Genomic DNA, 24,248 nt, shown 5'->3' on the forward strand with positions numbered 1-24,248 from the left:
GCTTAACGTTCACGCTCCCGATTGGTATAAATGGATGGAATAATGAAATCCAATGCTGACGGCACTCGCCGCTCCCATGAAACCGCTTAGCCGTAATCTTAGGCTATCACATTTATTTATTGTATACAATATAATTATTAATTGTATACAATAAATGAAAAAATGAGGTGACCCATAAGTCATGAAAATGACGGATGGGCACCCCATTTTTTATCTAGGTTAAACAGCAGTCTGCGCATTAAATGTTCTTCCGATCGCCATTGCTCAGGGATTCCTTGAATGAATATTTCAGAAGTAGGAATCCCTTCACAAAAACGAACGCTTCAAAGCTTTCTGAAAGAAAGCTACTTCGTAAGCATGAGCTTTTCTCCAGAATCATTTAATGCTCCGTCTGCCCTTCACCTGTTCATGAAATGCTTAAACAAAAAGAAGCCATCCCTTGTTTGAATAGAAGTACCAACAACCATTCTAAATAATGAGAGGCTTCTTTATGTACAAAGAATATATCAGTTCAGCAACTAGAAAGCTGGCTCCAACAAAAGCCAAAGGACAAACCGTTTAAGAAAGCTGTGCGCCTTGTTCAGAAAGATCTTCTGCCGCGCCTGCAAAAATATGAAGGGCAGCAAGAACCGCTCGGCAGCCGAACGACGTTCATGCCTCGGTTACAGCATTCATCAACGTCCAACAGATACGCGTTGTCTCAACCCACACGTCGACAAATTAAAGACCTCACGGTTCGACGGATGCATGAACCGGAGAGTGTGTTTGGTCAAATCAAAAATATTGCTGCAAGGGTAACCCTCTTGCAGCGAATTTCATAAAAAACACTCTTTAATTGCTAACGCGAGCCGTCTTCACAGTGAGCGATCACCTTTTGGGACGGCCTTTTGCAATCGAACGTTATAATTAACGGAACAATACCTTGTCCACATTATATCTCGCCTGGAACTTATTGATCAGATAAGTCTCGTAAATCTCCCGCTCTACCGGATCCTCGTTCACGTAGATCTCGATCTTGGTCACTTCGTCGCGGTAATTTTTCATAGGAGATACGCTGTCTTCAAAGTGCTTCTTAATGCGCGGTCTCAGCTTTCTCGCCTTGCCTACGAACAATACGTCACCTCTGAAGTTGTAGAAAATAAAAAATCCGCCTTTTTCGCGCGTAATCAAATGAAAATCCGTGAAATTGTAAATATGGCTCAGCTGCGGGTCGGTCTGCTTGTAAATCGTAACGTCCGGTTCCGGAATCGTAATCGTAATCAAAACTAGTCACTTCTCTTTCCTTATCTGTTTAACTCGTATTGTACCATACTCGTCAACCAAACCAAGCTTGTTTCAGCCTGCCAATCCCTTCCCGGATTAACTCCTCGCTTAATCCCCCGAATCCGAGCATGATATAAGACGGCGGGCAAGCTTCTGCATCCAGCCAATGCTTCCTTGGCGTATACACGATCACCTCATGCTCCAAAGCCTTCATTACGAGCTCATCGCTTGAACGTCCATGCACATCCAGCAGAAGATGCATGCCGGAACGTTCCCCAATAACCTCAACCTGGCTGCCAAGCTGCTCCTGAATCGTTCGAAGCAACAATTTATGCCGGGACTGGTACAACTTCCGCATCTTGCGGATATGGCTTTCGAAATACCCTTCCTTCATAAATCTGTACATGGCCGCTTGAATAAGCGGCGATACGGACTGGCTGTAGGCTTCAAGCTTATTCCGGTATTCCTGCGTCACCCGTTCGGGAAGTACCATGTAACTGAGTCGTATGCCCGGCAGGAACGATTTCGAAAACGTACCCAAATAAATGACTTTGTCTCCGGTGTCTAGCGCCTTCAGCGCCGGAATCGGCTGGCCTTGGTAACGCAGCTCGCTGTCGAAATCATCCTCGATAATATATCCGTCTTGCTCATATGCCCATTGCAGAAGCTTGATCCGGTTCTGAACCGGCATAATCATTCCAAGCGGGAATTGATGCGAAGGGGTCACATATACCGTCTTCGCCTCGCATTGCTTGAGATACTCCGTTGAGATCCCGTCGGAATCCAGAGGAATCGGAATCATGTTTCGTCCCATGTTAAGAAGGACTGTCCGGACCCCGTGATAGCCAGGCTCTTCCATGGCAATATCCCGCGGCAAAGGCAGCAACTGAGCGAGAAGGCTGATCGTCGTCTGCGTGCCCGCGCTAAGAAAAATTTGCTCCTGAGAGCAAACGACGCCACGCGCCTGGTACAAATATTTCGCGATCTCGCCGCGTAGTCCCGCATGCCCTTGCCGGTCGCCGTATCCGTAAACTTCCACCGTACATTCTTCAAGCGCATCAACCAAGCATTTCTTCCATAACCGAACCGGAAAATGCTCCAGCTCTACGTCGCCGTATTCAAAATTAATCGCATGCGGCAGTTTCGCCGCGGGATCCATTATAGGCCCCGTCTTGACCCGCTTCTGCTCCACCGCTCCTTCTAACTTCTCGAGCGCCATCACGTATAATCCGCTACGCAGCCTGCTATGTACATACCCTTCCGCGAGCAACTGCTGATAGGCCGTCTCGACCGTATTCTTGCTGACTGACAAATACGCGGACATTTGCCGGATCGAAGGAAGGCGTTCGTTCTCCTTCAGCAAACCGGACTCAATCTGTCCTTTTAAATAATGAAATAGCTGCTGATAAAGCGGAATCTCACTCTGTTTATCCAGCTCCGGAGTTAAGCTGATGATGGCAACCACCCTCTTCTGTACCCTTCGTTATCATCAAAACTGTACCTTTTGACAAGGACAGATTCCTCTTACAATGATAACACAAACCACGACACCGAAAGGTAGGAATCAACCATGTTTCCCATTCGCCTGCAAAAAAGAGCTTGTACCGACGAAGACAAAATCCAAACGTTCCTCGAGCAAGCGCGAACCGGATTTCTGGGCCTTGCCTCAGACCATGTCCCTTATGTCGTCCCGTTAAACTTTGTTTGGACGGATAACGCGATCTACTTTCACGGCGCATCCGAAGGAAGGAAAATCGACATGATTGCGGCCAATCCGGAAGGCTGCTTCACGGTTAGCGAAGAATATGGCACGATTGCCGATCCTACCCCAGCGCATGTCGACACCGCTTATATGAGCGTCATCATCTACGGCACAATCGAGAAAGTGACCGATTGGGATGAAGCGAGTGCAGCCATGCAGGTGATGTTGAACAAATACGTTCCCGGGTACTTCGACCGGCCGCTCGCGAAGAGCCACCTGGAGCGTTACGTTTCTTCAATGGGCAGCACAACATCCGTATTCAAGCTTGTCGCAAGCTCCGTCACTGCCAAAGAGAGCGAACCCAATCCAGCCAAAATGTATTATGAGGGCCGGAAGAGCCACGAAGAACGGCACTGATTGGTTCAACCTTGTTAAACTCTGTTCAACCCTCAAGCCGCATACCAAAAAAGATGCTGCCCCATCACGGGTGCAGCATCTTTCTCTTATCCGTTCTTTAATTCCGGAATCACATATTGCGGCTCCCGGCCATACAACGCATCGACCAGGTTCCGGGCAGCGACCATGGCCATGTCGTCACGCGTCTTTTGGGTAGCTGAGCCGATATGCGGCAAGGTCACTACATTATCCAGCTGCAGGAGCGGATTGTCCGCGCTGACCGGTTCCTTCTCGTACACATCAAGTCCCGCCGCATAAATGCGCTTATCGCGCAACGCCTCAATTAGAGCCGCTTCGTCAACCGTTTCGCCGCGCGATACGTTAATAAAGATCGCGGTCCGTTTCATCCGGTTGAACTGCTCCGCGCCGATCATATGTTTCGTCTCCGCCGTCAGCGGCGTCATCAGTACGATGAAATCCGACTGCCCAAGCAGTTCATCTAGCGGCGCATAGTTCACGCCAAGTCGTTCCTCCGTCTCCGGTTTACGGCTTCGGTTATAATACGATACCTCCATATCAAAACCAAATTTCGCGCGTTTCGCAATCTGCTCGCCAATCCGGCCCATCCCGATAATGCCCAGTTTCGCATGATGGACATCAAGGCCAAACAGTTGATCGCCGATCCCGCGCTGCCAACCGCCCGCACGGACCAAGTTGTGGAGTTCAGTTACCCGCCTCGCTGCTGCCAGCATTAGAGCGAGCGTCAGGTCGGCGACGGTATCATCAAGCACATAAGGCGTATGAGTTCCGATAATGCCGCGTTTCTTCATCGCATCAAGATCGTTATGATTGTAACCTACCGAAATATTGCTGACCGCCCTAAGTTTAGGCGCGGCGCTCAGAAGACGTTCGCTGATCGCGTTACCGGCTGCGAGCAGACCGTCAACGTCGCCGATTTTATCGGCAAGCTCCTGTCCTGTAATCGCCCTCTCCGGATTTTGCCACATCTCGCAATCGCAATGTTGATCCAGATAAGCTTTTACCTCGTCCGATACTTTCGAAGATATGTATACTTTTGGCCGCATGCCGTCATCCCCTCTCCTGTTCTTCTTCTATTATACCTATCCCAAATGCAGTTTGGCGAATGGTTGCCTTTACGTCCGAACCCCACTACAATGAAATAGGCTGTATGAATCGCTTCTGGCTGACAAGTGCAGAACTAATTATCTACGTAAGGTGGGATCGGCAAGGGTGGAGCCGTTTAACGAAAAAGTTGTCTATGAAAACCCTTTGTTATCCTTGCGTGTCTGGCAGCCGATTCGAAAAGATGACGATTTCACCAATTGGCATTATCATCGGCAGCTGGAGCTGCTTTATATTATAAAAGGCAGGCTGGCTGTTGATATCGAGGATGAAAGCTATCATCTTGAAGCCGGAGATATTATTATTATTGGCGCCTCCCAGTTGCATCGCGACCGGAGCGTCGGCAATTTGGATTATATCGTCCTGCAATTCGAGCTCGAGCCGTTTTTCGATCAAAGCACAATCGCCTATATGCGATATTTTTCCGAAACGGAAAACTCGCTTAGCCACGCCAATTATATATTTAAGGAAAACAACATTGCTAAGAAGCAGATCGGCGACTATATCCGACAGCTTCATCACGAAGCCGAGCGCAAAGAAACCGGCTACGAGATAGCCGTGAGCGTCCTCATCAAGCAAATTCTGCTTACGCTGCTTCGCAACGATAACAAGAAGATGCTTGCCGAGCAGGATGACTTCGACCGCCTTCGGCTCAAGCCCGTGCTGGACTATGTGGAGAACAGGCTGACCGACCGGATTCAAGTCGAGGAAGTATGCCGGATCGCCAATATGAGCTATTATTACTTCGTAAAGTTTTTCAAAAAAACGATCGGCATGTCCTTCACCGAATTCGTGAATTACCGGAAAATCAAATGGGCGGAGCGGATTCTTCTAACGAAGGATTTAAGCATTAGCGAAGTCGGAGAACGTATCGGCATGCCAAACATGGCCCATTTCTATAAGATGTTCAAGAAATACAATGACTGCTCGCCTAAGCAATTTCAACGCAAAATGCTCGATTGGAACCGGCAATAGCCAAACAAAAAACTCGTCCACCAAATTATTTGGGTGTGACGAGTTTTTTCGACATTACTAATTTGTAACCAACGCCGCGGATGGATTCGATCTGCACGGATTGTCCAAGTTCCAGCTTCTTGCGAAGCGAGCTAACATGGACGTCAACGGTACGTTGTCCGCCAATGTAATCAAAGCCCCAGACTACGTTCATCAAATCATCTCGCGTAATAACCATGCCCGGACGCTGTACGAGATACAGCAGCACTTCGAATTCCTTCGGACGAAGTGGTACGGTCTCTCCGTTCAGAATAACTTCGTATTTCTCCGGATAGATCGACAAATCGCCAACCGTAATGACCTTTTCCGAAGTTTCGATTGGAACGATGTCATCCTGCTGAGTCCGGCGCAATACAGCCGACACCCTCGCGAGCAGCTCAGCTACCCCGAAAGGTTTCGTAATGTAATCATCAGCACCATGCTTCAGCCCTTGAACGACTTCTTCCTCCGCATTGCGGGCGGTCAGAATAATAATAGGCGTCTTAACGCCGTTCTGGCGAAGCCTTGTTAATATTTCAAAGCCGTTCAAGCCTGGCAGCATGATGTCCAAAATAATCAGATCAAAATTACGCTGCAAAGCCGTTTGCAGACCAGTCGCGCCATGATCAATAACCGTCGTATCGTATCCCTCTTGCGTAAGATTATACGACAAAAGTCGAGCTAATGTCGGTTCATCCTCAATAACGAGTACTTTATGTGACATGACTTCCTCCAGCCTGTCCAGCCTGGACACTTGTATTCTACCTTAGTTTATCACGATTTCATGAAGAATGGGTAAATTTTTAGGCCGGCTGTTATTGCTGTAGAACAGGCAGCTCGATCACGAATGTCGAACCCACGCCAACCGCGCTTGTCACCGCTATTGTGCCTTTATGCAGCTCAACCAGATGCTTGACGATGGAAAGGCCAAGTCCCGTACCGCCTGAACTGCGGGATCTTGCCTTATCCACCCGGTAGAACCGCTCAAAAATTCTCGGCAAGTCTTTCTTCGGAATACCGATGCCGGTATCGGTGATCTGAATTCGGATATGATCCTCATCGATGCTTGCGATATTAACCGACACTTTTCCGCCTTCTGGCGTATAGTTTATGCCATTTGCAATGACATTCATCATAATTTGTCGCAAACGGTCTTCATCCGCTTCCACATACAAGCCATGTTCGAGTTCCAGCTGTAGCTTGATCGATTTCCGGGCGGCTTCAGCCTCCATCATCGTGACGGTCTTCGTCATAAAAGCGTCCATATCGACCGGCGAGAAATAAAGCGGAATCCGCTTGGATTCAATTTTGGACAGGGCCAGAATATCGCCGATCAAACGGTTCAGACGATCGCTTTCGTCATAAATGATTTGCAGGAAGGAACGCGCCGTCTCCTCATCGTTCACCGCGCCGCCAAGCAGCGTCTCCGCAAAACCTTTTACCGCCGCGATTGGCGTCTTGAGCTCATGGGACACGTTCGCTACGAATTCGCTGCGCATCCGTTCAAGACGGCGAATCGCCGTAACGTCCTGAAGCACAAGCAACACGCCGCTGAACTCCTGGTTCTCTTGGTTGATCGGCACCAGATTGAGCTCAAGCAAACGTTCTTCAGGGAAATAGAACGTAATCTCCTCGCGAATATGTTCACGGCTGTCCAAAGCTTCCTGAATAAGCTGCGACAGTTCGTATTGCTGTTTGGCTTCCGCATAATTCCGTCCGACCAGCTCGCTTGAAGCGATGCCGAGCAATTCGCCCGCCCGCCGGCTCATAAGCAGAATTTTGCCTGCCGGATCAATCATCATAACGCCGTTGATCATATTGTCCAGCACGCTTTCCAGCTGGCTTTCATTTTGCCGGATTCTTGTCATTTGAATTTCAAGGCTTTCCGCCATCGCATTAATAGCATGACCCAGCTCGCCAACTTCATCCTGCTTGGACACTTTCACCCGTGCTTTATAATCCATTTGCTTAATCCGCTGGGCGACCTTCGTAATTTGTTCAAGCGGCCTGGTTAAACTAAGCGCAATCCGGAAGCTGATGAACGCGGCAATGATGAACAGAACAAGCAGTCCGATAATTAATACCGTCCACAGCTGATTGATGCTTTTGTCCACTTCCTTCAGACTCATCGCCAGCCGGATGACTTTGGACTGCGGATTGGATGGATCGGCCGCAACCGCAACGTACAATAAATCTTCCTTCAAGGTGTCGCTGTAACGGATAGCGCGTCCAACCCCGTCTTTATGGGCCTCTACGACTTCAATCCGCTTGCTGTGATTATCCATCGTGTCCGGCGCATGATCCGAGTCGCCAAGCACCGTGCCGTCTCCTGCAATAAAAGTTACCCTCGAACCCGTATAGCTCTTGAGATTCTGGGCTTCCTGCGTGAAATATGGGAACAGGGCTAAGTTATCTCCCTCTTTCCAATCGGTTTTGGCCAAGATGATATGCATTTCCCGGACCATGTTATGCTCCAATGCATCGATATGATTGTCTTTAAATGTCTTTGCCATGAAAAAACCGGCTGCGGTTACGGATAACGCGAGGATTATGATCATGGTTAACGTTAATCGGTTGCGAAAGCTGTTCATGGCCATTCATCTCCAATTTGCCTTTTTGTCACTCGTATATCGTACATGCCGTTATGTAGCTTCGCTAGTCTTGTTTTTATTAATTTTTTGTAAAACAAAATGATGCACCGTAGCAAGCGGCTGCTGCACTAAGATGGATAAGACCACGGGCACGGCCGCCAGCGGACTGAAATAGCCCAGCGCCAGCACGATGCCAAGCGAAATATTCCGCATGCCCGTCGCATAGGATACCGTTACTTGAACCTCTTTGCCGCCGTATTTGGCCGTTCCGAGGAAACCTACCGCATAACATACCCCAACCAAAACGATGACAAGCGGAATGAGCTTCAGCATGTCGTGCTTAAGTTCGTCCACATAAGGCGCTATGGCCGAAGCGTTCAGTGCGACAACGGCGACGAAACATAACTTCGAGATCGGCATAGCCACAGGCTTCACTTTGTTTTGAATCCGGCCTTTGCTCAGTTCATATAAAGCTACTCCTACAATCGTCGGCAACACAACAATAATAAACAAATCGAACATAATGGGTCCAATTGGAATATCCACGCTTGTATTAAATAAGAGATGAATGCCAAACGGAACAACAAACGGGCTTAACGCCGAGTCCAGCACGACCATGGCGAGCACAAGCGGTACGCTTCCTCCCGACATCCCAACCCAGAGTACGGTCGATACGCCAAGCGGAATAATCGTAAACAGGACAAGCCCAACCACATAAGGCGATTCGGCGCCAAACAGCATGGTACCAAGCCCATAAGCAACAAGCGGCGACAGGACATGCGCCAGCATTAACGTCCAGATCAGAATGCCCGGCTTTCTAATCACTTCATATAAATGTCTTACACCGCAGCCGATTCCCATTGTCAGCGTAACATAAGCAAACAAATAAGGTACGGCATCCACCAACGGAGCAAGCGTATCGGCAAAAAGAAACCCCAGGACAAGCGATCCCGGGATCAGCAGAAACATCCATCGTTCGAAAAACTGATTGAAGTTCAGTCCAAATTCCCTCGTAAGTCATCCCTCTCTCCTAGAATATACTGGATCAACATGATAACTTTAATGATAGCATGGTTGTCAAACCTCTGGACTGCCACCAAAATGCAATGCGTACTGTAGATGTGAGCTTCCCATATGGTAGGATGTAGTAGAACCTTCTGCTTAGAGGAGACCGAGAGGAGCTTGCCGTTTACATGGAGAGTCATTTTTTCGCATATATGTACCGTCTGAAATATATTGAACGCTGGAGTCTGATGAGGAATACAACCAAAGAGACCGTTGCGGAACATTCCTTCCACGTCGCGCTGCTTGCCCATATGCTGTGCGAGATCGGAAACAGCTTTTTTGGCCGAAGCTTCAATGCGGACCGTGCCGTGACGATTGCGTTATTCCATGATGCAACGGAGGTATTTACCGGGGATATTCCCACGCCCGTCAAACATCATAATCCGAAGATGCTCGCAAACTTCCGCGAGATTGAAGCGATGGCGGCGGAACGGCTGCTCGGCATGGTGCCCGAACCGCTTCAGTCCTCGTATGCCCCGCTGCTTGGCAAGCCGGGAGGCACGCTGAGCGAAGAAGAGCAGCTCTTGCATTCAATCGTAAAAGCCGCCGACCTGCTTGACGCTTACTTGAAATGCTTGACCGAGGTATCCACGGGCAACCGGGAATTTCTCGTGGCCAAAGGGCAGACGGAAGCGGCCATTGAGCGGCTTGGGCTGCCGGAGACCGAATGGTTCCTCACGAATATGGCGCCTAGCCTAGGCATGACGCTTGATGAATTAAGTTAGCCTTGCGATCCGCAAGGCTATTCTTTTTTGCAAAAATGCGGTGCTGCACGAAAAAAACAGCACAAAACCTGATTCACAAGTCGAGTCGTAGGCACTATACTAGTCTCTAGATAATGATAATCAATTTCAATTATAGGAGACATTCGAACATGAAACGATTTACTCGCTTGGCGCAAAGCGCGCTTATCCTTATGCTGATTGCCCTTTTGGCCGCTTGCGGCAGCAACAACTCCAGTTCGGTCGGCAACAACGAAGCTGCAGAGTCCACCTCTTCTGCCGAAGCACCTGCCGGAAATGCTGCAAATGCAACGGAACAGCCCGCTAGCACGGATAACGGGGTCCGCGTCTTGAAGGATGCCATGGGGCATGACGTTCAAGTACCTGCTCACCCCAAGCGGATTCTTGCCCCGTTTATGGAAGATCCGCTGACCGCGCTCGGCATGTTGCCTGTCGCGCAATGGGGAGCGGCCGGCGTACCGCAGCAATACCTCCAGGATCAGCTGAAAGACATTCCGGTATTAAACATGGAAGGCGGATTGAAGCCGGAAGAAGCTCTCTCCTACCAGCCTGACCTTATTATTTTCCTTGCGCCGACCTATCTTGCGGACGGCAGCTACGATCAGTTTGCCAAAATCGCCCCGACCTTCGTATTATCCGACAATGAAGCGGATTGGCGCGGCAATTTGGAGAAGCTTGGCAATCTATTGAATGATGAGGACGCCGTGAAAACCGCGCTTGATTCCTACGACCAGAAAGTGGCGGACGCAAAAAGCCAGCTTGGCAATCTTCCTTCCGAGAAAACGGCCGTGCTGATGCAAATAGACGGGGAAAAAGGATTTAAGCTGTTTGGTCCTAAGTTTTACGGCGGTGAAACGCTCTACCAGACCTTGGGCTTCCAGCAGCCTGCCGTATTAACAGGCGACTACGATACCTATTCGATCGAAAAACTTGCGGATTTGAATGATGTCGATTATATCTTCGTCATCTCCGGTCCGGGACGCGGCAAACCTCCGGTAGACAACTCTTTGTGGAAGTCCCTGTCCGCGGTTCAGAACAATCATGTGTTTGATGCGGATTCCGGCCACTGGTTTAATGCCAATGCCATCGCCAACGGTCTCATCATCCGGGATGTGTTAACAGATGTTCTCCAATAAGCAACCTTCTCCTGGCCTCCAATCAGAGGCCAGGCTTTGCTATAAGCTGCTGAATGTTGAGCTGCTGTTAGACGATTGTGACACAACCCGGGCAGACCGGCAATTTATTGAGACCAAATCCCATCTGCTCATTCTCTCAAACGCATCGGGGAGAAGCATCATTATCGATGGAAGACCTTATGTTCTGAAGCCCGGCTGGCTATACGTCTGTTCGCCGCGGCAATTAATGGAATGGACGAACCATATAGGCCAGCAGCTTGAACTGCTTCTGCTGCATTTCGACGTATTTGTTCAATCGGACCGGCAGCAGGAATCAGCAGGAACGGGAATTGAACCGTTGTTCCCGTACATTGGGGAAGCTCCTCTCCAACCTGCCATGGCGTCAGAGGCCAGCCGGCTTTTCGATACGATTAGCAACAACTGGAGGCAAGGCACGTCTTCGGCACGGCTTCGGTGCGAGGCGGGACTTCTGGAGTTGCTCTGTTTCGCCCTCGCGCACCGGGAACGCCAAGCAGAACTTGCTCTTGATCTTGCCCGTTTGGAGCTTGAACATCATTATGCAAGCGAGATCGCGATCGAGTCTTTAGCAAGGATTGCCGGGCTTAGCCGCTTTCATTTCATGCGGCTCTTCAAAGAACGTTTCGGCAAAGGTGTTGCAGAATACCGGACGGAGCTTCGGCTTCGCGAAGCCAAGCGGTTAATGAGCGAGAAGCAGTTGGCACTGGCTGAAATTTCCGAGAAGGTCGGCTACAAGAACGAAAGTTATTTCAGTACGTTGTTCAAGAAGCAGACCGGGCTTGCCCCCGCCGTCTATCAACGCAATCGGCAACGGAAAATCGCGGCCTATAGCTGGATTAATCTCGGCCAACTGCTCGCCCTTCAGATGATCCCCGTCGCAGCCCCAATGGATCACTATTGGACAGACCGTTACCGTAACAAGTACAGCTACGAAGTCACGACGCCTCTCAGCCATCATTACGACTTCAATCTGCAAGCATTGCGGCAGGCTAGACCCGAATACATCGTAGCTATGCATGAATTTATTCCCGAGAAAGAGCAGGATAAGCTAAGAGAATTGGCACCTGCCCTATTCTTAAGCTGGGAGGAAGATTGGCGCACCCATCTCTTTCAAATCTCGCGGTTTCTGGACTGCGAAGAAGAAGCGGAGATATGGCTTAAACGGTATGAGCGGGATGTGCGGAGTGTCAGGGAGCGGATCCTCCCCGTTCTTGGCCAAGATCAATTGCTTGTTCTGGCTGTCGGCCAGAATCAATTGTCGGTTTGGGGTCAGAGGGCAGGCACCGTGCTGTACGATGACCTTGGATTGACATTGCCTACCGCCTTGCGGGAGATTCAAATGATCAAACAAATAGAACATACGGAACTTACGGCGTTGCACGCTGATCGAATCCTTGTCCATGTTGAACAGGGTCCCGCCGCGGAAGCCAGATGGCAGCAATTGTCCCGATCGGATATATGGAGGAACCTTCCCGCCGTTCAATCCGGCAAAATCCATCTCGCAATCGCATATAGCTGCTTTGACGCGCCATGGAACGATTATGCGGCCGAGCCGATCGGCCGATTTCTTAACGACGTACCAAGCTTGTTCGGAATATGAAACATTAAAAAGCCGAGTCTGTGAAGACCCGGCTTTTCCTTATACCGTCTGATTTGCCGAGAGACTGCCATGCATCGCGTTCAATAGCTGGCGTGTCCGGTCGCAGCCGAACTCCCAGAACATCATGCCGCCTATTCCGGCGGTTTTTATATATTCGCACTTGTGCCGGATCGATTCCTCATCTTCGTAGGAGATAAAGCTAGACCCGTTGAACAGGTATGGCGCGCACGCCTCCTCATCCCAATAGCGAATATAACCGTTCTTGCCAATGTAATTGGCTGACAAGGCGGTGAAGTCCGGCCCGTACCCTCCGACACTTCCGGCCATCTGGTGAAGCCCGTTATTCCTGTCAGGCACCTCATTCCACATCCGGGAATAAAACGCTGCGCCAATCACGATCTTCTCTCTCGGTACCCCGGCGCGAACGAACAGATTGACGGAGGCGTCCGTGCTGATTCTGAACAAATCTCCCGTCGGCGTGTACAGATTGGTATGATGCCCCGTCAATACTTGAAATCCGCCCCGCATATCGTAGGTCATAAGCTGTACGAAGTCCAAACAGCGGTGGACTTGATCCATCTCGGTGCCGTCAATGTAATATTGATCGGCCCCGGCCGCGATCGTTAGCAGATAATGCCGGCCATCCAGCTGCCCTTGCCGGTCCAGCGCTTCCCGGATCGCGGCGAGCAGCAAAGTAAAGTTTGTACGGTCCTCCGGGCTCGCCGCGATGCCCGCTTCTCCGTAACAGGGATATTCCCAATCCAAATCTACCCCGTCCAGCGGATATTCGGTCACAACGCGAACGGCCGATTCCGCCATTCGCCTTCTTCCCGCCTCGGTAGACGCCGCTTCGGAGAAGCCACCCGCGCTCCAACCGCCTACGGAGAGCAAAATACGGAGCTGCGGCTGTTCCGATTTGATACGCTCCAACTCGCCTAGATGGCGCATATGATCGGTGGTGATGGCATCGCTTCGAACATGGCCAAACGCGATATTGATATGCGTTAATTGGGCCAAGTCTTCCCTTGTCAGACCGGGAAGATCTTTATCGCCCACATAACCTGCGATCACATAGTTCTGCTGTTTCATTTAAGCTTCGCTTCCTTTCTCTTGCGATGATTCTTCGGAAGTCTGCCTAACGGCAGCCAGCGCTTGCCATGCTTCCTTGCCCATTCCGATCTTATAGCCCGATGCGGCGTAACGGATGCGGTTGTGGTTATCCAGTACAAACAGATGCGGATAACCGGCCTCGCCAGCAGCAGATTGCGGCAGCAAAAGCTCTGAACGATCCCTCGCGAATAAAACTTCCGACGGCAATTGCGGGTATTGCGCCGGATCAAACGACGGGGTCCATTCCGCGTCTCCGATCATGAGGAGGATCGGCCCCTGCCGTTCAGCCTTAGTAACCGCTAGCTCCCCTAGTTCGCGCAACAAATGTTTTGTCGGTTCCCGCTCCGGCTCGATCCAAGCGACGATTGCTCCATCTCCCGCGAGTTGTTCGCTCATTATTAACGCTGAACCGTCCAACCCTTCGAGCGGTCGCGCAACGTCCATTCCCCCAAGCACAGGAAGCTCCCGAGAAGTTATGCGATATGTAAGCTCAACATCCGTATTCTCGCCTGCTTGAACGGAAAAGTAAGTTAATCGTGCCAATACCGTGCCATCCGGCAGCCGCACACCGGTCGTAAGCCGGTACGAACCCGGTTCTGCCTCAAGCGGCTTGTCGTACACATCGCCATATTTAGGCGGATAGATGAGCGTTTTGTAGAAACCGTTCTCCTCCAGCCTGGCCAATGTGAAGTTCTCGGCATACGACGGCTCCGTCGCTGCCGCCGTAGCTGCGGGATCGCGCAACAGCCGAATGCTGCCCTTGACACCAAGAAGAGGCTGCATCGAATTCGTGCTTAACGCCACGTCCCGCCATTCGCCTTCCGCCTTGTATTGCGGCTTCAGCTCATTTGGATGCAGCCTTGCCGGGATACCTAGACTTCGGCATACGGCGACGAAAACAATATCGAGCGAACCTGCGTCCCCCCGCTTCAACTTATACGTGCCTACCGGATTGCCTTTTCCCTTCAGGTTCGGGAGATCTTCCCGCTCGGTATGCCTATCGCTCAGCCAACGCGCCAGCACGGACGGATCCGAACGGAAAGTTACCAACTCCTGCTCCGCAAAAGCTCCTTGAAAAATTTGCCGATACGGCACGATCATCTCGTTTAATACACGCGGGCAAAGCACGTACGGCACAAATTCGTCATCCGGCAGATCGCCGCGAACGGCAAGCGAACCTAACAAATGATCGTCCAACGTGTCCTGCCTCACATCAATCCAATCTTTCTCGCGGAGGCTCTGCAATAGCCGCAGCGGCCATTCGCCAAATTCGGCCGTTCTCTCGCGCAAGAAGGAAGCAACCTCGCTAAAGTTCCCGCGCGCCAAACGAAGAATATCTCCCACCTGCGCTGCCGGAAGTCCAAGTGAAGCCGCCAATTCCTCAGCGTCTTGTTGAGTCGCGAACGTGCTCTCGTAGGCGGCCCGAAGCCGCGCTCCTTCTTCAAGCCGGTGTGCATGGTCCCACTCCTGTTCCATGGACAGAGGTTCCCCGGGTTCGCCAGCGCCTTCCGGCGGGGGAACCATATCGAGGTCGAACGTCCCTCCCGGTTGCCCCGTCTGATCCAGGACGAGTTCAAGCCGGTTATCCCCATAGGCGGACAACTTAACCTCTCCCCAAAGGCCGTTCGCAGCCCCCCGGACCAGCAGATCGCCATTGCCGGTCTTGAAGCGGATTTGTCCGAAGACGTCCGCAAGCAGCGTGGCGATGGGATAAAATTCGGCCATATTGTACAGCTCGAATCGCACCTCGGCACCAGGTACCGGATTACCGTCTTTGTCCTTCACCGATATCTCAACGGTGCGGGCCGGCGCATAATTTTCGAGCAGATTAATTTCCGTGAACGATTCGTTTGCTACTATGATGTCTTCCGGTCCCGGATATTCGGCGAAGATGCGCGTATTGAGCAGCATCGCCCGGCGAGCCGGCGGGCCAAACCATCCTTGGTCTAACCTCGCTTCCGGCTCGCATGCGCCGAGGAAACGCCACCGTCCGTCTGCCCAAGCCTCAACCCAAGCATGATTATCGTCGCAATGCGCCCATCGCGGCGTGTATACCTGACGGGCGGGGATGCCGATGCTGCGCAGCGCCGCAACCGCCAGCGTCGACTCTTCACCGCAACGTCCCCTTGCGCTTCTTATCATCGTAAGCGGCGACATCGTCCTCAGATCGCTGCCGATGTAGGTGGCCTTCTCATAACACCAATAATTCGTCTCCAGAATAGCCTCTTCCATCGTTAACGACTTTGTCCGCTCCGCCAATTCTTCGTACAAGATACCGCGGTGATCTTCGATGTTTTCCGTATTCACACGGTATGGGAGAACATAAGGAAGGAACAAGGAATCGGGAACTTGTTCTCCCCAAGGCACAAGCGCCCGAATCGCCAGCGTCTGGCACACGTGCCGCAAGAACAGTTGGCCATCGTAATCCGCAAGATCGTTCACCGGCATGTAGGCGAACAAATACTTGAGCGCCCATCGCTCTTCCTCCGACAGCTCTTCCCCGATCACTTCAAACAATTCATGTTCTCTAGCCTGCGCCAACTGGCGTTGGATGCGATATTTGCTCTCAATCCGTTCAAGCTCCGCCGCGCTAAGCGAGAACGGCGTTGTCCCAGTTGTCATGTCTCCATACTCTCCTTCCACAGCTTCCCGTCTTCGCGAATGCACCACAGCGACGTTCCGTCCGCTGACAACGCCGAGATCTGAAATAGGCTTCGCGTCGTCTCGACGGTTGCTTCGATGCTCAGCTTATCACCTTCCATCAATCGTCTCGCGTCCGTTTCAAACCTGCCTTCAGCCGCATAATGGTTGCGCTGGCGGTAATACAGCTTCCTCAGCTCCCACTTGATGCGCTCATCCTCCGGCATTGCAAAGGAATCCGGGCCCTCATCGCCGGCAAACAACACATAACCCCACAATTCCGGATAATGCATATTCACGATGCCCATCGGCGACCACACCCAATTATTCTCCGGATATGGCTTGCCGGTCTGCGGATCGATGACCTTGCGATAGCCGCCTTCCGCCTGCTCCGCTTGCCACTCCACTCTAGAGAAGTTGATGCGCCAGAATTCTCCCGCCATCGGCGGCCTGCTCTCCGTCGCGCACTCGCGCAAGCTCGCCCAAGGAATGGCGATTTCAAGACTCCACATCCGGTTGTCCGCCGCTGGATTATTCAATTCGCCTTCTATATAAACGGCGGTCTCAAGACCCGTGATGTCCCAGCCGTTCACCGGCGGCCCGCCGTCGCGATACGGCTTGACCAGCAACAGATCCCATACCGTATTCAGCGCATTAACCTCTATCTCGTAATAGCCGTGCGTATCTCCGTCCGGATCAATAAAGATTTCGAAATCGTTATCGTAAAAAATAACCGAATCCCGCTTCGTGAGCGTTGCCCAAATCTGATCCTCGATGAGCTCCGCGCCAACATAGAGATAAGCGTCATCCCACAGCATCTTGACCCGTGTCCGCTTCGCAGGTTTGGGACGCAAGTCTCCTTCGATATCCACGAAGTCTTCCGTCCATTCCGCCGCTTCCCAGAACGTTTTGTCCAAACGTCCGTCGAGCACAAGCGGACCTTGTGCCCGACGGCATATATAATGCTGTGGTCCATATTCGATAGCCGGTTCCGGCACTCCGCTAAGCATCATGTCCTTCCTCCCATCGTTTAAGTCCGCTAGTTATGGGTCACCACGGTTCCCGTACCTCCGTAAAACTTCACTTCCTCATCAAATTCCAGCTTTAACACCGTTACCTGCTCATGCGTATCTTCCGAAGTTAGCCCGATCCAAGTCGTGCCGGGAATGTCAAACCAAGGAACGCCGCCGTGAATGTCATGCGTCAGGTCTTTGCCGGAGTGCAGCACGGTAATCCGCTTAATCGGATTGCACAACCCTTTCAGGCATATATGCTCCTTCGGATCGTCATAGACAAACAGGTAGAGAGTTTTCTTGTCCGCAGACATCGTGCTCCCTCCCAAATAATAGCGCGCCATGATCCCTTCCCGCGTTCCGTATACAGCCTCCGCGTGCTGCCGGATCCAATCGCCTAGGCCAAGCAAAATATCTTCCTGCCGCTTATCAATCGTCCCGTCTTCCCGCGGCCCGATGTCGAGCAGCATATTTCCGCCCATCGATATGCAGTCGCAGAACATACGGATGATCATGCCTAGCGATTTATAGTGGTTATCCGTCGGCACATATCCCCAGGAACCGTTAATCGTCGTGCAAAATTCCCACGGCCCTTCCGGTCTCGTGATCGGAAGTCCTTGCTCGGGCGTCTTGTAATCGCCATGTCCTCGCAGCCTCGAGTTAATGATTAAATCGGGATTAAACGATTTCAAGTATTGCTTGAATGCCGGCAAATTCCATTGCTTGGCGCTCCGCTCCCAATCTCCGTCGAACCATAGCAGATCCACCTTGCCGTAATTCGTGAGCAGCTCCCGAAGCTGGCCATCGTTAAACTGCAAGAACTTCTGCCACTTCTCCTCGTCTTGAAGACCGTCCGCGGGACTTGAATACCGGTTCACTTGGCTCAAATCCTCCGGAATAATGCCGTCTTGATAGACGCTTGGATAATCCGGATGCGACCAGTCAATCAGCGAGTAGTACAGTCCAAGCCGCATATCCCGCTTCAGAATCGCGTCCGCGAATTCCCGAATCAAATCCTTTCCCGCCGGCGTCTTCTTCACGACATTCAAATCATTAAGCTGCGTATCCCATAGCGCCACGCCGTCATGATGTTTCGTTGTCAGCACGGCGTACTTGGCACCCGACTTCTCGATCAGATCAGCCCACCGGTCCGCATCGAAGCTTGAAGCCGTAAACCCGTCTAGCTGTTTCATATATTGTTCATAAGACATCTTCCCATTGTAGAAAGACCATGATTCCGCTACGCCATCCACCGCATAAATGCCGTAATGAATGAATATGCCCAGCTTTGCGTCTTCGAACCAACTCAACATCCGGCTCATCCCTCTCAAAAGTTATTTACGCATGAATCCGAAACACATGCGCGATCGGCGCTTCCGCGACATAACGCTCCGACTCCGGCAGAAGAACGGCAATGCCGCTGTCAGTTCTGCGATAGTCCAGCCTCTCCGGTCCGCCAACCAGATCGATAATCCCCGCTTCTCCGGTCCAAGGCAAATGGATCTCCCCAGGAACCTGCTCACTAGCAGACTTATATAGGTACATCGCATATACGACACCGTTCTTCTGCGTGAAACACACGTTGTCTACTACATGCGGTTCGCAAATTCGCGTTCCGTAAATCGCCTCACCGTGAACTTTGAGCCACTCTCCCATTCCTTTCATGCGGGCAATCGCCGCCTCGGACAATCTGCCGTCCGGCTGCGGGCCGATGTTAAGCGCCAGGTTGCCGCCTTTTGCAACGATTTCGATAAGTAGCTGGATGAGCTGGCGAACCGATTTGTACCGGTCCTCGTAACGGAAAGAGAAAGACGTGCCCATCGTAATGCAGCTCTCCCATGGCACCTGGAGTGCCCGCTCCGGCAACGTCTGCTCCGGCGTGATCAAGTTCTCGTAAGGCCCGCCGACAGTCCGGTCCGCCGACAGCAGCCATGGCTGGATTTGACGCGCTTTCTCCACGACTTCGCCTAACCGGATATTTTGGCTGCGATAATCGTTCACCCATCCCGCATCGAGCCATAACACGTCGATCCGGCCGTAATTCGTCATTAATTCCATGATCTGCTCATGCGTGAATTGAACGAACTTCTCCCATAACCAAGGATATTCCTTCGGGTCGTAGCTCGGCCCCCTGGACGTCTTCGTATCCGGCCGGATGCCCGGCGTCCAATAATAAGGAGAAGACCAATCCGCTTTAGAGAAGTAGGCGGAGATACCAAGCCCTTTGGCCCGGAACGCGTTGAATAGCTGCTTCACGATATCCGCGTGCTTATGGGCATGAAACGGACATTCCGCTCCCGTAACCCGATAATCGGTCGTGCGCGTATCCCACATGCAGAACCCGTCATGATGCTTCGTGGTGAAATTCAAATATTGGAAGCCGCTCTCCGCCGCGAGCTCAGCCCACAGCTCAGGCTGGAAACGAAGCGGATTAAACGTCTTGTTCAAGGCAAAATATTGCCGTTTCAGTTCTTCTCCGTCAATGTCCCAATCGATTCCGTTCCGGGACCAATCCCCATCTTCGTCGCTAAGCGCCCATGATTCTACCAGACCGAGTTGAGAGTAAGGCCCCCAGTGCATCATTAATCCCAGCTTCTGATCTTTGAACCATTCCAGCCGCTCAAGAAGAATCGGATCTTCCGGCTGAACCCAGCTGTCTTCGCTGCTGTAATTATGAACGCCTTGGTCAACCGTCTCTTCCTGCTCTGCTACTTCCTGTACCTTCTCACTCATCCTATTTCCTCCTAAAAAACCATTCTTTCAAACGAAAGAACGTTGTATAATAGATGTAATTTTCAGATATTTAAGTTTTGTAAAAGAGATAGATAACCGTAGTCAGGGGGCGAACCATTGAACCGGAACTATTTCAAGTCCAAGCTGTTTCTGAAATATACCTGGTCCTATTTATTCATTTTGTTAATTCCGTTGATCTTCACATCCATCTTTATTTACGAAAACGCCTCGCAACGCCTTCGTTCCGAAATCGAACGATCCCATCTCGACCAATTGACGCAAGCAGAGACCATCATCGACGGTCGCATGAAAGAATTAAGCGAGATTGCGGTTCGAATCTCCTACGATCACCGTCTCGCCTCATACCTCGTGCATGATCCCATACATAGCGGCGAAGCCATCGAAGCGCTGGATCAGTACAAAGCAACAAGCTCGATTATCGGTGAGCTGTACTTGTATTTTCACAAGGACGACCGCATCTACTCTAGTGAAGGAATGAACCACTTCGACGTATTCACTGACAATCTTCTATTTCAGAATTGGGATAAAAACGCCGTATTCAAAGATTTGAACGATGTAAAATTCCCGACGATGCGACCTGCTGATATCGCCAGCAACTCTAAAGGCCGACAGCAATCGATGCTGGCTTATCTCATTCCGATCAAACCCAATAATCCGAATCCATACGGAACCGTCATGTATTTAATTCCGAAATCGGAACTTACGAGTCTCATCGATTCCATTCTCGGCAACTATCAAGGCCAGACGTATATTCTTGACAATCAAGGCCAAATTCTGGTGGACAACCGGCAAGGAGAATCGCTGTCCGATGCGGATAACCGTTCTTTGTTTGGCCATTTGACCCCGGGCATTCAAAAACATGTCCTGAACGGCGAGGAGCATTCGATTGTCTCCGTTCAGTCCCCGGTCAACGGCTGGACCTATGTGACGATCATGCCTAGCAAACAGTTTTTCAGCAGCGTCCTGCATGTTCGAAGCTTCATCATTATGCTGCTCATCTTTGTCGTCGCCGCGGGAGCCGCAATCGCGCTTTTGCTTGCCCGCATGCAATACCGCCCAATATCGACGCTTGTTGAGTTCGCTGCCTCCAAGAGCGGCAAATCCTTAAGCCGCCCTGGCGAATCCCGCAACGAATTGGACCGGATTCGCACAACGCTGATCGAATATTGCGCAAGAGTTGACCTGCAAGAGCCGTACGCCCGCCATCATCTGTTATCCATGCTACTCCGCTTTGGCAGTTCCCGGGTTCAAACGACCGAGCTACGAGAGGCGCTGGATCTCCGGTTCGACCATTCTCTTCACTTCGTCATGGTAATCGGCTGGATCAAGAGCGACAAGAACAGCATAATTGAGCATCAAGAGATTCTGGAGCTGCTCACGCATATGGAACTGCCTAATCTGAACGGTCACGGTTATGGCGTCGAGCTTTCGCAATTAGGACAGATTGGCGTTCTTATTTGTTTCGATCCTGATGAAACTACAGACGAATTCGAACATAAGCAACTGATCGTCGAAGCCTTGCGCAGCCACTTAATCGAATCTTGCGATATTCAACCGGTTATTGGCGTTGGCACCAACTATTCCGGAGCCGATCAACTGAATCAAAGCTATATAGAAGCCTGCTCCGCTTACGATCTGAGAGTGTCATCCAACACCGGCTCGGTCAATTACTTCGAGAAACAGTCCTATACGACGGATCAAACGTATTGGATTTCGAACAACACGCTCTTGAAACTTTCCCAAAGCTTAAAACAAGGCAACTTCGAAGTCGCATCGCAAATGATTCAGTCCGCCATACTGAGCTTGCAACAATCCGAGTTATCCACTCTGCTCATCCGCTGCATCGGCATCGATCTGTTGAATACGATATTGAAAACCGCTTCCGAACTTGAGAATCAGAAGCTGATTCAAGAGATTGCGCCGCATATGATCGCGGGCCAATCGCTTGACGAGCTGGAACGCAATCTCCTTCATCTGGCAGCCCGGTTATGCGAACAGGTCGAGCAAGCCAATCAGAAGGAAGAACAATCGCTGACTGACCGGATGATCGCTTACATCGAAGCCCATTTTGCGGACAATGCCCTTAGCCTCGAGTCCGTCGCTTCCGAATTTAATCTGTCGCCGTCCCATATCAGCCGCTCCTTCAAGGACAAGATGGGCGTGAACTTCGTCCAGTACATCTGGCAGAAACGGCTAGAAGAAGTGATGCACCAGCTGAAGACGACGGATGACGCGCTCAAAGACATTATTATCCGGGTCGGCTACGTCGACGCGCCTAACTTCATCCGCAAATTCAAGAAAGAGACAGGTTATACGCCGGGCCAATACCGCAAACTGTATGCCTATGCCCAATAACAACGGCTGCTCCTAGCTAAGGAGCAGCCTATATTGGCGGGAGAGGCAGCGGCCGGAATCTCCGGCCATCTGCCTCTTAGACATTTATTTGCCCGACTTCCAACGGTCGTAAGCGCCTTGATACACTTCCACGATCCGGTCTCCGCCCATCTTCTTGACTTGGGCCAGATACTTGTCCCAACCCGACATCGGCTCTTGTCCCGTTACGAACTTGGCTTCCATCTGTTGAACGTAAGTATCGAGGTCAGACAGCAGAGACGTAATTTCGCTTTGCTCATCGTTTGTCAGATAAACGTTAGGGAACGGAGCTTTGCCGATTGGCTTAAGCTTCTCTTCGCTTTCCTTCTGAATCCAATTGTCAAATTCGGTCGTAAGACCGTTCGTCAGTTCGTTGATCTTGATCCCAGGAGTCAAGATCCCGAAGTTTGGCGTAAGCGTGCCTCTATAATCCTCTCGCTCCTGGCCGTCCGGAAGCGTCACCCATTCCTTCTCGTGCGTATCCTTGTTCTTGTATTTCCAGAGCATGCCTTCCGGACCTTGGTTCATAAGCGTTGCGCCTTCATAGCTGTACAGATAATCAACCCAGCGCATCGTTGCTTCCGGATTCTGGTCTTTGCTTGTGATGGCAAACGTTCCGTTCTTAGAAATACCCGGGTGCATGCCATAGACAGGAGATCCCGCGATTTCGCTGCTGACCGGCGTCATAAGCGGATTATCCCCGCTAGGCTCGCCGCCAAGCGTAAAGTAAGGGAAATAGTCGTTAAACAACGCGATCTGGTTATTCTGGCCTTTCGCTTTTTTCTGGTCAGGAGTCTGCGAGAATGTCTCGTGATCCAGCAGATTCTCGTTCCACAAGCGATTCATGAACGTCAGGTAACCCTTGTAGCCTTCTTCTTGCGGGGAGTAGTGCACCTTGCCGTCCTTGTCCGCATACACTTTCTCGTCGTACATACCCCAGAATCCAAAGAAGAACATGCGCAGATCGTCAAGCTTCACGGAAGTGAGCGGGATCTCGTCCTGTTTCCCGTTTCCGTTCGGATCCGAGTCTCTTACCTGCTTCAGGTAGTTATACAATTCCTCTGTCGTCTTCGGAAGCTCCGTAACGTTTAAAGATTTAAGGAACTTGCCGTTGTACCACATCGGGCTGCGGTACCAGATGGCCGACAGATCAATATACGGGAGGGCGTACATATGCCCGTCCGGCGTCGTGAACGACTTGCGGATGTCCGGATACTCGTCGAATATTTTCTTCAGATTCGGCGCGTATCCTTCGTCAATATATTTCTCTAGCGGAATAAGCACGCCTTGCGTTCCGTACGTCACTTGCTCGGCCGCCGTCAAGTCCGGGGCATACAACACATCCGGCAAATCTCCGCTCGCGAACACGAGATTTTTCTTTGTGGAGAAGCTGTCTAGCGGCGTCAGCTGGTAGGTGAATTTAATATTCGTAAGCTTCTCCATTTCCTTCAGCGCCGGCATGGTGTTCCAGTCTGCTTTGCCCACGTCCTGCGACATCATCTTCAGCGTAATGGGCTGATCAACGATCGGGAAGCCGTCTTTTTTCACGCCGCTATCGGAAGAACCCTCAGGCGTAGTTGCATTCGCGGAAGACGATGGCGAAGCGGAATTGTTGTTCTCGTTGGAGGAGCTGCAGGCTGCCATTATGCTGGCCGACATGGTAACACAGAGAATAACGGATGATGCTCTGGTGATCTTGTTCATGCAA

Annotated in this window: 18 protein-coding genes and 1 pseudogene; 7 read left to right on the plus strand and 12 right to left on the minus strand. The window is 51.2% G+C overall.

All coding sequences use genetic code 11. The features are described from left to right. Positions 1–506: 506 nt before the first annotated feature. Positions 507–732 (plus strand): annotated as a pseudogene (locus QQK89_RS29715) (IS1182 family transposase); the annotation flags it as partial. A 174-nt stretch (positions 733–906) separates the two neighbouring features. Here the strand turns inward: QQK89_RS29715 and QQK89_RS06930 are convergent. Both QQK89_RS06930 and QQK89_RS06935 read right to left on the minus strand, forming a co-directional pair. Then, positions 907–1,263 (minus strand): nucleotide excision repair endonuclease, encoded by a 357-nt coding sequence (locus tag QQK89_RS06930; protein ID WP_284237769.1) that lies wholly within the window; start codon positions 1,261–1,263, stop codon positions 907–909. A 52-nt stretch (positions 1,264–1,315) separates the two neighbouring features. Further along, complete coding sequence (locus QQK89_RS06935; RefSeq protein WP_284237770.1) at positions 1,316–2,728, minus strand: PLP-dependent aminotransferase family protein; 1,413 nt, start codon at positions 2,726–2,728, stop codon at positions 1,316–1,318. A gap of 105 nt (positions 2,729–2,833) precedes the next feature. Between QQK89_RS06935 and QQK89_RS06940 the strand changes: the two genes are divergently transcribed. Beyond that, the gene (locus QQK89_RS06940; protein ID WP_284237771.1) at positions 2,834–3,382 is read left to right on the plus strand and encodes a pyridoxamine 5'-phosphate oxidase family protein; all 549 of its coding nucleotides are present in this window, start codon (positions 2,834–2,836) and stop codon (positions 3,380–3,382) included. A gap of 86 nt (positions 3,383–3,468) precedes the next feature. Here QQK89_RS06940 and QQK89_RS06945 read toward each other — a convergent pair whose 3' ends face one another. Then, positions 3,469–4,446, minus strand: coding sequence for a 2-hydroxyacid dehydrogenase (locus QQK89_RS06945; protein ID WP_284237772.1), 978 nt, complete (start codon positions 4,444–4,446; stop codon positions 3,469–3,471). A gap of 166 nt (positions 4,447–4,612) precedes the next feature. On the opposite strand from QQK89_RS06945, the gene QQK89_RS06950 reads away from it, so the two are divergent. After that, the gene (locus tag QQK89_RS06950; RefSeq protein WP_284237773.1) at positions 4,613–5,479 is read left to right on the plus strand and encodes a helix-turn-helix domain-containing protein; all 867 of its coding nucleotides are present in this window, start codon (positions 4,613–4,615) and stop codon (positions 5,477–5,479) included. Positions 5,480–5,504: 25 nt separating this feature from the next. On the opposite strand, the gene QQK89_RS06955 is transcribed toward QQK89_RS06950, so the two are convergent. From QQK89_RS06955 to QQK89_RS06965, 3 genes are all read right to left on the minus strand, one after another. Further along, entirely contained in the window at positions 5,505–6,221 is a 717-nt protein-coding gene (locus QQK89_RS06955) for a response regulator transcription factor (RefSeq protein WP_284237774.1), read from the minus strand. A 91-nt stretch (positions 6,222–6,312) separates the two neighbouring features. Further along, positions 6,313–8,088 (minus strand): two-component system histidine kinase PnpS, encoded by a 1,776-nt coding sequence (gene pnpS / locus QQK89_RS06960; protein WP_284237775.1) that lies wholly within the window; start codon positions 8,086–8,088, stop codon positions 6,313–6,315. A 51-nt stretch (positions 8,089–8,139) separates the two neighbouring features. Beyond that, positions 8,140–9,057: a bile acid:sodium symporter family protein gene (locus QQK89_RS06965; protein ID WP_284237776.1), complete on the minus strand. Its 918-nt coding sequence runs from the start codon at positions 9,055–9,057 to the stop codon at positions 8,140–8,142. A 224-nt stretch (positions 9,058–9,281) separates the two neighbouring features. On the opposite strand from QQK89_RS06965, the gene yfbR reads away from it, so the two are divergent. The 3 genes from yfbR to QQK89_RS06980 all read left to right on the plus strand — a co-directional run bounded on the left by yfbR (position 9,282) and on the right by QQK89_RS06980 (position 12,650). Continuing rightward, entirely contained in the window at positions 9,282–9,878 is a 597-nt protein-coding gene (yfbR, locus tag QQK89_RS06970; RefSeq protein WP_284237777.1) for a 5'-deoxynucleotidase, read from the plus strand. 149 nt (positions 9,879–10,027) lie between these two features. Next, positions 10,028–11,032 carry an ABC transporter substrate-binding protein gene (locus tag QQK89_RS06975; RefSeq protein WP_284237778.1) on the plus strand — a complete coding sequence of 335 codons (1,005 nt, stop codon included), beginning with the start codon at positions 10,028–10,030 and terminating at the stop codon, positions 11,030–11,032. Continuing rightward, positions 11,019–12,650: an AraC family transcriptional regulator gene (locus QQK89_RS06980; protein WP_284237779.1), complete on the plus strand. Its 1,632-nt coding sequence runs from the start codon at positions 11,019–11,021 to the stop codon at positions 12,648–12,650. Before QQK89_RS06975 ends, QQK89_RS06980 begins: the two co-directional genes overlap by 14 nt. Positions 12,651–12,689: 39 nt before the next feature. Here the strand turns inward: QQK89_RS06980 and QQK89_RS06985 are convergent, their stop codons facing one another. Genes QQK89_RS06985 through QQK89_RS07005 form a run of 5 tightly spaced genes read right to left on the minus strand, consistent with a single transcriptional unit; the run spans position 12,690 to position 20,146 of the window. Beyond that, positions 12,690–13,739 (minus strand): glycoside hydrolase family 18 protein, encoded by a 1,050-nt coding sequence (locus tag QQK89_RS06985; protein ID WP_284237780.1) that lies wholly within the window; start codon positions 13,737–13,739, stop codon positions 12,690–12,692. After that, positions 13,740–16,382, minus strand: a complete 2,643-nt coding sequence (locus QQK89_RS06990) for a transglutaminase domain-containing protein (protein WP_284237781.1) — start codon at positions 16,380–16,382, stop codon at positions 13,740–13,742. Beyond that, the gene (locus QQK89_RS06995) at positions 16,379–17,413 is read right to left on the minus strand and encodes a carbohydrate-binding family 9-like protein (RefSeq protein ID WP_284237782.1); all 1,035 of its coding nucleotides are present in this window, start codon (positions 17,411–17,413) and stop codon (positions 16,379–16,381) included. Before QQK89_RS06995 ends, QQK89_RS06990 begins: the two co-directional genes overlap by 4 nt. 26 nt (positions 17,414–17,439) lie before the next feature. Further along, positions 17,440–18,726, minus strand: coding sequence for an alpha-L-fucosidase (locus QQK89_RS07000; protein ID WP_284237783.1), 1,287 nt, complete (start codon positions 18,724–18,726; stop codon positions 17,440–17,442). Positions 18,727–18,751: 25 nt separating this feature from the next. Further along, positions 18,752–20,146, minus strand: a complete 1,395-nt coding sequence (locus tag QQK89_RS07005; RefSeq protein ID WP_284237784.1) for an alpha-L-fucosidase — start codon at positions 20,144–20,146, stop codon at positions 18,752–18,754. A 117-nt stretch (positions 20,147–20,263) separates the two neighbouring features. Between QQK89_RS07005 and QQK89_RS07010 the strand changes: the two genes are divergently transcribed. After that, entirely contained in the window at positions 20,264–22,522 is a 2,259-nt protein-coding gene (locus tag QQK89_RS07010) for a helix-turn-helix domain-containing protein (RefSeq protein ID WP_284237785.1), read from the plus strand. An 84-nt stretch (positions 22,523–22,606) separates the two neighbouring features. Here QQK89_RS07010 and QQK89_RS07015 read toward each other — a convergent pair whose 3' ends face one another. Continuing rightward, entirely contained in the window at positions 22,607–24,244 is a 1,638-nt protein-coding gene (locus tag QQK89_RS07015; protein ID WP_284237786.1) for an extracellular solute-binding protein, read from the minus strand. Between the last annotated feature and the right edge of the window lie 4 nt (positions 24,245–24,248).

Origin of the sequence: Paenibacillus glycanilyticus (assembly GCF_030161375.1) — a bacterium.
GTDB classification, from domain to species: domain Bacteria; phylum Bacillota; class Bacilli; order Paenibacillales; family Paenibacillaceae; genus Pristimantibacillus; species Pristimantibacillus glycanilyticus_B.